This is a genomic window from Frankia sp. CcMO1 (assembly GCF_977945845.1).
Genome location: NZ_CDWTMG010000191.1, coordinates 1 through 9,457 on the forward strand (window position 1 = coordinate 1; position 9,457 = coordinate 9,457).

A 9,457-nucleotide genomic window follows, 5' to 3' on the forward strand; every position below is an offset into this window, starting at 1 on the left:
GCCTCGGCGCTCCGGCGGGCACGTCCTCCCGGACGGGTGCCGCCACGGCCGCGGTGCGCGGCTCGACGGCCGGCCGGCCCCGGGCCGGCGGTGGCAGTACCCGGCAACCGGCAAGAGCCGCCACCCCCACCAGGGCGACGGTCACGGTCGGCAGCAATTCCAGGCCGGTCGGCGCCACGAGGACGATGCGCCCGGGTTCCGTCACGGGCGGGGCACGCGGGCCCGGTCAGGCCACGACGCGGGTACCCGTGCCCCCGTCGGCGTCCCGGCCTCCGAAGATGACGGCGGCGGTGCCGCCGTCCCGCACCGGCGGCACGTGAGTAGTTGAGTGGCGAGGTAGCGAGGTAGCGAGGTAGCGAGGTAGCGAGGTAGCGAGGTAGCCGATGATCGCGGAACGCAGTTACCGCTTCGGACCGCTGGAACGCGGCGGAGTCATGCTGGGCATGCGCTGGCCGCAGCTCGGCCTGATGATCGGCGTGATGCTGTGCGTGCTCGGGGCACTTCGCTCTCCACGCCTGTTCATCCCACTCTGGGTACTGATGGGAGTAATGCTCCTATTTGTTGCGTTCGTCCGGGTGGAGGATCGTAATCTCGACCAGTGGGTGCCGATCCTCTTCGGCTTCACGATGCAGAAGGTGACGGGCGAAACGGTGTTCCGTGGCGCGTTCTTCCGGCTGGGTGCCGGGGAGGACCAGCTCAGCCGAACGGTCCTTCCGGGGCCGCTGTCGTCGCTGGTGATGTTGTCCGTACCGGTCGGCGGCGGCCGGTACGTGGCGGTGGTAAAGGATGCCAAGCAGCAGACCTACACCGCCGTCCTGCAGGTGCAGGGTAGCCAGTTCGCCCTGCTGGAGTCCGGTGACCAGCAGGCCAGGGTGGACGCCTGGGGGGAACTGCTGGCCGGGCTGACCGCCGGGGGCGGCAAACTGTCGCGCATCCAGTGGTTGGAACGCACGCTGCCCGACTCCGGCGACCAGCTTCAGCGGCACTGGCGGGTCCGCGGGCATCACGACGACTCTTGGGCCGCCGACGCCTACCAGCAGGTCATCGACGCGGCGGGCCCGGTGGCGCAGCGACACGAGACCTACCTCTCGTTTCAGCTTCGGGCCAGGGACGCCCGGCGCGCGATCCAGCGGGCCGGGGGCGGTGACCAGGCGGCCTGCGCCGTCCTGCTCGGCGAACTGCGCACGATGGAGGCGGCTCTCGCCCGTGCATCCATCAACACGGTCGGATGGCTGCCGCCACGGGCGCTCGCCGCGGTCATCCGCACCACCTACGATCCGTACTCGATCGAGATGATTGACGCGCGGGGTGGTGCGAGTACGGACCTCGCCGGGGGCCTGAAGGGGTTGGCGTCCGGCATCGACCCGGCGGTCGCGGGCCCGGTCCGGACCGTCACCGCCTGGGACCACTACCGCACCGACTCCGGCTTCCACACGACATACTGGATCAATGGCTGGCCGCGTGTGCCCTCCCCTGCCGCGTTCCTCGCTCCGCTGCTGATGGAGACGACCTGTCGGCGGACGGTTTCACTGGTGGTCGAGCCGCTGCCTGGCCGGAAGGCGGAGAAGGCGGTAAACCGACGGCGGATGGCACACCTCGGTGAACAGCAGATGCGGGACAAGGTCGGGAAGGTCACCACCCAGCGCGACGTGGCTGAGGCCGACGAGGTCGAACGCCGCGAGCAGGAGCTGATCGCCGGATTCGGCGCCTTCCGCTTCCACGGCTTCGTCACGGTCTCCGCCGACGACCTCGACGGGCTCGCCGATGCCTGCGGTGAGGCCGAAACGCTGGCCTCACGCAGCCGGTTGGAGATGGTGCGTCTCGTCGGCGAGCAGGATCAGGGCTTCAGCGTCGGAGCACTACCGTTGGCGGTGGGGGTTTCTTGAGCTCAGCACACGACGACGCCTCGGCCCGCGGGTACCCGGTCCCGACCGGCGGATACCCGACCGGCGGCTATGCGGGCAACGGCCATGCGGTGGGCGGTTACGTGCCGGCTGGCTATCCGGCCGGTGGAGCCGTGGCCGGTCGCCCCGAGCGTGCCGACAGCAGCCCCGGCGGCCCGGGCGGCCCCGGCGACGAGGGCGTCGACGGCGACTTCGACGACTTCGGCGACGGCGACTTCGACGACCCGCCCAGCTACGACGAGGCCGGTTACGACCCCGACGGCTACGAGGCGGCGGCCTACGAGGCCACGTCCCACGACCCGGGACGCGACGCCGAGGGCTATGTGGACCTCGGCGGCGGTCCGCGGTGGCGGCGCGAGGGACACATAGTCGCGGAGCCCCCCCGGCGCAGCCGGCGCACGGAACGGGCCGCGGCGGCCACCGAGAAGGCGGCGATGCGCCGGGCCCAGCTAGCCCTGCGCCGGGGCGCACAGCCGCCGCGGCTGTTCGGGCCGTTCGGCGGGCGGACGTTCCACAAGCTGCGGCTTCCCGCGCACATGGAGACGACGGCACAGATCGCCGGCATCTACCCGTTCGTCGTCGACTCCGGCTTGGCCGCGCCCGGCATGTACATCGGTCGGCACGTTTGGTCGGGGAACTCGTTCGACTTCGACGTCTTCGAGCTGTACCGCCAGCAGGTCATCGAGAATCCGAACTTCGCCGTGTTCGGCGCGGTCGGCTCCCGCAAGTCGGCGCTGCTGAAGACGCTGATCTCGCGGGGGGCGGCATTCGGCTACCAGGCCGCCGTACCCTGTGACCCGAAGGGCGAGTACACGCGGCTGGCTCGGCGCCTCGGCTGTGAGCCCACCTACATCGGGCCCGGCATGGCCACCCGGCTGAACCCGCTCGACGCCCCACCCCGTCCGATGGGCATCGCCGACGAGGACTGGGCCCGTGAGGTGAAGCGGGCTCGTTCGGCACTCCTGTCGTCCCTGATCGAGACGGCGAAGGGGGTACCGCTCACCCCGGCCGAGCACACCGCGGTCGACCTGGCTCTCGACGTCGTGACCCGGCAGATCACCGGGGCGTCCCCGGACCGGTGGGCAACCCCGCTCCTGCCGCACGTGCTGGAGGCGATGACGGATCCGACCGAGGAGGACTGTGTCAACCTCCCGATGACCGCGACCGAGCTGCGCGACGCCTCCCGGGATGCCACGCTGACCCTGCGCCGGCTCACGCACGGCGCGCTGGGCGGTCTGTTCGACGGGCCTACCACCTCCCCGCTGGACTTCGACCGTCCGATCGCCGTGCTGAACCTGGAGCGGGTCCAGGGCAGCGATGAGATGATCGCCCTGATCATGACCTGCGCGCAGGCGTGGATGGAAGCGGCACTCATGCGCCAGGACGGCGTGCAGCGCTACGTCGTCTACGACGAGTGCTGGCGGCTGATGCGGTTCGCCGGCCTCGTCCGCCGGCTGTCCGCCCAGCAGAAGCTCGCCCGGCAGTGGGGATGCGCGAACGCGATCGTTGCCCACCGTATCTCCGACCTGCTGTCCGCCTCGCCGGACTCGGTGGAGATCGCCAAGGGCCTGCTCGCCGAGACCGCGATCCGGATCCTCTACAAGCAGGCGTCCGATCAGATCGCCGACACGCAGGCCGCGCTCGGGCTCACCGATGTCGCCGCCGACCTGCTCCCCAGGCTCGACCCGGGCTACGCCCTGTGGCTGATCGGCGCCCGCGCCTTCTACGTCGAGCACGTCGTCGGCGACCTGGAGATCCCCGTGGTGCTCAACGGCTCGAAGATGCACGGCGAGGTCGACGACACCAACCTGACCCCCGACGATCTGGATCCGGCCGAGCTGGACCCGCCGGATCTCGGTCCCGGCCGGCTGCGCCGGATGGCCGACGAACTCCTCGACAACCGGGAACTCGAGAGCGGGGAGCTCGGGAGCGGGGAGCTCGTCGACGGCCCGGCCGTCCCACGGGCCGCCGGCCTCACGGGCGGGTTCGGTTACCCGCCCGTGGAGCCCAGCCCCAGCTCCACCAGCTGACGATCCCCGGGCGGCGCGCCGAGGGCGCGGCACCTGAGGACCTCGACGCGCCGGCAGGGCGGCCCCGTCAGCGTTGGAAGGTCACCCGCAGCACGGCCCGGGCGAGGGTGTGGAAGGTGAGGTTGAAGCCGACGACGGCCGGTGAGACCTCGTCGTTGATCTCTAGTTCCGGAACGTCGACCGCGTGGACGGTGAAGATGTACCGGTGCGGTACGTCGCCCTGCGGCGGCGCGGCCCCGCCATACGCCTTGGAGCCCCAGTCGCTGCGCACGTGATACGCGCCGACGGGCAGGCCGGTGAAGTCGCCGCTGCCCGCGCCGCGGGGAAGCTCGGTCACCGCCGCGGGGATGCCCACCAGGACCCAGTGCCAGAATCCGCTGCCGGTGGGCGCGTCCGGGTCGTAGCAGGTGACGACGAAACTCCTGGTCTCGGCGGGCTGACCGAACCAGGCCAGCTGTGGGGAGATGTCGGCACCCCCGGCGCTGGTGTGCACCTGATCGGACGGAACGACTCCACCGTCGACGAGGTCCGTACTGGTCACGGTGAACAGCGGTTTGGCGGGCAGCACGTCGAACGGGTCGGGGGGTGTACCGCGGTCGAGCAGGGACATCTACCATTCCTTCCGTTACGCCATTCGATGACATTCCCGAGACGGAACCGTCACCTGCCGGCTCTACGCTTCTCCGCGATGAAACCTCACCCGGAGGTGCGCCGGGCCGTCGGCATGCGGTTCCAGACAACCTGGTGAGGTCCCGGTGAGACTGGTCACCGCCATCCTGCGTCCACATCGCATCGATGACGTACGCACCGCCCTTGAGACCTTCGGTATTCAGGGTATGACGGTCAGCCAGGTGACCGGATTCGGCATCGAACTGTGGCGTACCCAGACATATCGCGGGCAGACCTTCCACGATGAGTCGGTGAGCGCCGTGCGGGTCGAATGCGTCGTCGCGGACTCCGACGTCGAGGACGTCATCGAGGTGATCCGGAGATCGGGCGGATCGGCGGCCAGCGGAGCCGGCAAGATCTGGGTTCTTCCTGTTGACGCCCTCGCCCGCGTCCGCACGGGGGAACGCGGACCGGACGCCTTGTGAGTGCGGACGCCTCGTGAGTCCGGCGGCGCCCCGGCTGCACCGAGGGCGACCTGGCTACGGCGACCCCGACCAGCAGACTGCACCGACCGTGACCAGCTCGGTTGCCGCGATCTCTCGATGGCCCCCCAAGGCCACAACACCACCCACCAATAGTGAGATGATCGTCATACAAACGATGCTTTCGGTGTGCGACCAGCGACTGTTCCCACCTTTGGGTGACGAGGAGAGGCGACAATGACCCGTTGACCCGATACGGTTGACGGGTCCCCCGGCGGGCGTCCCGCCGACTCCCCCCGTATCGGTGCGGAGCCCGCCGGGACCCGTCCTCGCGACTTGGCCGCATCACAGGTAACCGTCGCGCGGCCGCGATGACCACCGGGGTATCCCAATCAGCCCCGGTCGTCTTGATCATCCCCGGTCAGTCCTGATCAGTCTCGCTCAGTCCCGGGGTCTGACGTTGATGAGCAGCCGAGTGACGCCCGCCGCCGCGGCATGGCCGTACCGCGAAGGTCGCAGCCTCCTCGGCGACCGGGGCACTCCTGCCGAATTCAGCGGAGCCTTCCCGCACGGCACCGTTCCTGGCCCGCTTCCTACGGCGGGCCCGGAGGAATTCGAAAGCGATGGGAAGCACCGAGACGGCGACAATTAGAATCAACATCGGCTCAATGTTGTTCCGTACAAAATCTATCTTACCGAGGTAAAAACCCAGAACCGTGAGGCCGCAACCCCAGACCACCCCGCCCACAATGTTGTAGGTGATGAAGATGCGGTAGTTCATCCGGCTCACGCCGGCGATGACCGGAGTGAAGGTGCGGACCACGGGAACAAACCGCGCCAGGATGATGGACCGCGGCCCGTATTTCTCGAAGAACTCGTGCGACTGCTCGACGTACTCCTGTTTGAACAGCCGCGAGTCGGGGCGTCGGAACAACGCCGGACCGGCTCTTCGACCGATCAGGTAGCCGACTTGGTCGCCAGCCACCGCGGCGAGCCCGATCAGGACAGCCGCCACCGGCAGCGGGGTGGAAAGCTCGTCGCGGGCGATCAGCATACCCACGGTAAACAGCACGGAGTCACCCGGGAGGAAGAACCCGACCAGTAGGCCGGACTCCACGAAGACGATCAACAGAACGACAGCCAGGCCCGCTTTGGCCAGGCTGTCCGCGCTGAGGACGCCAGGGCCGAGAGCGAGGGTGTTCGACGCGAATGCATTCACTATCGCGGGCCTCCGACAGGCTTCGACGACGGGTTGGACACGTCCGTGAGACCGCGGCAACCATCGAGGGACCGCTACCGCACCCGCCTGAGGACACCGTAAGGGTATCGATCGCTCTTCCGTCTCCCACCGGGCACCCGCAAGAGTGGCTCCACGGCGTCCCGGGCACGTCCCGGGCACGTCCCGGCAGGTTGCGGCAGGTCCGGTTACGCCCGGTACGTCCCTCATGGGTGCCCGATCATAGGTGCCCGAATCGTCCAGCGAAGCGATCCACCGCCAGTCAAGATCCGGCCGGCCCAGGCGGACCGCCGACGCGATGGCCGGATGTGCCTCATTAGGCTTAATTCGTGCATTATCGGCGGCCAAGCTTGGATCAGCAGCCTGTTGTCCCGAATGATCCGAGTGGCCCGCCGGCCTGGCCGGATGCGTTAACACCACGGCCCCCGCGCTCCCGGCCGACGCAGTCAGCGCAGTCAGGGAGGCCGACACGACCGGCTGCGGGGGCCACCCCTGCCGGGGCGCACCGATGCCCCTCCCGTCCGGTCCGTACCCCGCTGCTCGCGGTCCGGCTCCTGCTCGGGCTGCTGCCCCTCGCGGCCTGCGGAAAGCGGGCTGGCGGCGACGACGGATCATCCCCCGCGATCAGTGCCGGCGGACCCGATGAGCGAGGTGCATCGTTACCACCGGGAACCCGCGGGGAAATTCTGTCCAGTCAGGTGGTCGCGCCGGCCCCGACTGGTATCCGGGCGTGGCGGGTGATGTACCGGTCCCACACGACGCCGGGCGTCGACATTCCGGTGTCCGGGATAATCCTGGCTCCGGAGGAGAACGTTCCGGTTCCGCCGGGCGGCCGAAAAATCGTCGCGTTCGGGCATGGCACCACGGGCCTCAAGGATGCCTGTGCACCGTCGGCGGCACGACCCGCGCTGATCGCCGCCGCCTCGACTTTTCCGCTCGTCCGGGCCGGTTATGTCGTGGCCCTCACAGACTATCCGGGACTGGGGAGTCCCGGCGAACACGCGATCTACGTTGCCGAGCCGGAGGGCAGGGCCGTGCTTGACGCGGCACGCGCCGCCGCTGCCCTCAAGGCGACCGGTGCCGGTCGCGACATCGTCCTCTGGGGCTATTCGCAGGGCGGCCAGGCGGTGTTAGCCGCCGGAGCGATTGCCGCCGCCTACGCACCCGAGCTACGGATCCGGGGAGTCGTCGCAACCGCCCCCCTGGCCGACCTGCCGGCGTCCCTCGCCACCTTGCAGCACAATACCGACGGGGTCGCCTATGTCCTGCTGGCGATAATCGGGCTGTCCGTCGAGGACCGGACGATCAACCTGGACCGGGTGCTCACCCCGACCGGCCGGCGACTGCTGTCGATCGCCCGCGACCGTTGCGCCACCGACCTCACCAGGGCGAGCATCGGTACGTCCGTCGACACCGCCTTTACCGTCAATCCTCTGGATCATCAGCCCTTCGCAGCCGGATTCGCCCGGCAGCGAGAGGTGGCCCTGCGGAAGATGGCTTCGACCCTCGTTCTCCAGGGTGACCTCGACCTGGTGATCCGACGCACGGTGACCGACGGCGTGGTCACCGGGCTGTGCCGGAAGGGCACGACCGTGGACTACCGGCGTTACCCCGGCGCGGACCACGGCACCGTCCTCGGCGCATCGATGGCCGACCTCACCGCCTGGGTCGCGCAGCGCTTCGCCCCGTACCCGCCGCCGGTCACCGACATCTGCGAGATGCGCGCAGCCCGGTTCGGATAACCCGTCCCCGGCTAAACGGGCCCGTCGCCGGCTCACGGCTGTCCCCGGCTCACGGTAGGGTCTGTGGACAACCGTGCGCCCGAGCACACCCTGCCCATCGGTGGTTTGTTGTGATCGTTTGATCATGTATGGGCGGCCGGGGAATTGTCTGGCTGTGTCGGGTAGGGAAGGAGCGGTTCGGCCGCGGAGGTGATCGTGATGACAGAGCCGCTGCCGTGCCCGCCGGCTCCGGCGCCGGTGGAGGCGTACGCGTCCCGGTTGGATGGCCTGTTCGCCTCCCGGGCGCAGCGGCGGGCGTTCCGGGACTACCTGGTCGGTCTGCTGCTGCCGCGGGACCGGAACAAGACGCTGACCTGTCTGGCCGGGGCGGAGCCGGTGGTGGGCGCGCAGCACCGGGAGGTCCAGCGGCTGCAGTGGTTTCTGTCCGAGTCGCCGTGGGACCACGAGAAAATCAACACTCGGCGGGTTGAGCTGCTCATGGCGGCGCCGGCCACCCGGCCTCATCCCGGCGGGGTACTGATCCTGGACGACTCCGGGGACCGCAAGAGCGGGCACGCCACCGCGGGCGTGTCCCGTCAGTACATCGGTTCCCGAGGCGGCCCGTACCGGATCGGCGGGCCACTGCGGCTGGTCGTGGCCACCACCGACCCGGCGACCCGGCCAACCACCAGCACCTGGTACCTGGCCACCACCCTGCCCCGCCCGGACCTGCCCACCACGGCGACGTCGGCGTTCTCACCCGCCAGCTACGACGAGATCATCCGCCTCTACGGGCTACGCGGCTGGGTCGAACAGGACTACAAGCAGGTCAAGCACGAACTGGGCTGGGCCGACTTCCAGGTCCGCTCCGCCACCGCGATCGCCCGCCGCTGGACCCTGGTGAACTGCGCGTTCAGCCTGTGCTGGCACGACACCCCCACCGAGCCACCCACACCCAGCCCAGCCCGCAACCGGTCCGCAGCGGCACACCGCCGTCCTGGCCGGTCAACCTCCGACAGGTCCGCGCCTGCCTGACCCCGCTGTGCCTCCTGCTACGCCTCTGGCAGGCCTGGACCACCGCCCCGATGCCCCACCCACTCCGCGAACTGACCGACACGCTCGCCGCCGGACACCGGCTCCGCCTCTACCTACCCCCATAGATCACGGATCACGAACTGCCGATCACAACAAACCACCGCCATCCATGGGGACCGCCAGTTGACATCCTCCCCCGCGTGAACGCGAGGGATTCCCGGCGGCGGTCATGCCGCGTCCCGGGTGGTTGACGCTTCGCAGCCCGACGTAACCGCCGTGGCTCCACGTCCGTTCACGACACGGGCTGTACGCCCGGGACTTGCGTCCTGTCCTGCCGCGAGAATGTTCAATGCCGCGTTCGTGTCCGCGTTCCCCTGCCAACCACACGAGGTGCAGGCGAACAGCGCCTGCGACCGTAAACATTCACCTGCTTTAGCGG

Annotated in this window: 9 protein-coding genes; 5 read left to right on the top strand and 4 right to left on the bottom strand. The window is 69.4% G+C overall.

Going from position 1 to position 9,457, the window contains the following annotated elements; genetic code table 11:
- Nucleotides 1-205 (bottom strand): hypothetical protein (locus AC08OU_RS18615; protein WP_476605408.1); only part of this gene is annotated, 205 nt, incomplete at its 3' end.
- A 178-nt stretch (nt 206-383) separates the two neighbouring features.
- Here AC08OU_RS18615 and AC08OU_RS18620 point away from each other — a divergent pair.
- A complete protein-coding gene (locus tag AC08OU_RS18620) occupies nt 384-1,886 on the top strand; it encodes an SCO6880 family protein (protein WP_476601799.1) in 1,503 nt (500 codons plus the stop codon).
- Nucleotides 1,883-3,934 (top strand): conjugal transfer protein TraC, encoded by a 2,052-nt coding sequence (locus tag AC08OU_RS18625; RefSeq protein ID WP_476601800.1) that lies wholly within the window; start codon nt 1,883-1,885, stop codon nt 3,932-3,934. The genes AC08OU_RS18620 and AC08OU_RS18625 overlap by 4 nt, the downstream gene beginning before the upstream one ends.
- A gap of 67 nt (nt 3,935-4,001) precedes the next feature.
- On the opposite strand, the gene AC08OU_RS18630 is transcribed toward AC08OU_RS18625, so the two are convergent.
- Nucleotides 4,002-4,544, bottom strand: coding sequence for a YbhB/YbcL family Raf kinase inhibitor-like protein (locus AC08OU_RS18630; RefSeq protein WP_462187224.1), 543 nt, complete (start codon nt 4,542-4,544; stop codon nt 4,002-4,004).
- 145 nt (nt 4,545-4,689) lie between these two features.
- On the opposite strand from AC08OU_RS18630, the gene AC08OU_RS18635 reads away from it, so the two are divergent.
- A complete protein-coding gene (locus AC08OU_RS18635) occupies nt 4,690-5,028 on the top strand; it encodes a P-II family nitrogen regulator (RefSeq protein WP_476601801.1) in 339 nt (112 codons plus the stop codon).
- 418 nt (nt 5,029-5,446) lie between these two features.
- On the opposite strand, the gene AC08OU_RS18640 is transcribed toward AC08OU_RS18635, so the two are convergent.
- Entirely contained in the window at nt 5,447-6,097 is a 651-nt protein-coding gene (locus AC08OU_RS18640) for a DedA family protein (protein WP_476605409.1), read from the bottom strand.
- Between the two features lie 905 nt (nt 6,098-7,002).
- Here AC08OU_RS18640 and AC08OU_RS18645 point away from each other — a divergent pair.
- The gene (locus AC08OU_RS18645; RefSeq protein WP_476605411.1) at nt 7,003-8,004 is read left to right on the top strand and encodes an alpha/beta fold hydrolase; all 1,002 of its coding nucleotides are present in this window, start codon (nt 7,003-7,005) and stop codon (nt 8,002-8,004) included.
- Nucleotides 8,005-8,202: 198 nt separating this feature from the next.
- Nucleotides 8,203-9,018, top strand: a complete 816-nt coding sequence (locus AC08OU_RS18650; protein ID WP_476605410.1) for a transposase — start codon at nt 8,203-8,205, stop codon at nt 9,016-9,018.
- Nucleotides 9,019-9,245: 227 nt separating this feature from the next.
- On the opposite strand, the gene AC08OU_RS18655 is transcribed toward AC08OU_RS18650, so the two are convergent.
- On the bottom strand, nt 9,246-9,422 hold the full coding sequence (locus AC08OU_RS18655) for a hypothetical protein (protein ID WP_476605412.1): 177 nt from the start codon (nt 9,420-9,422) through the stop codon (nt 9,246-9,248).
- Nucleotides 9,423-9,457: the final 35 nt, after the last annotated feature.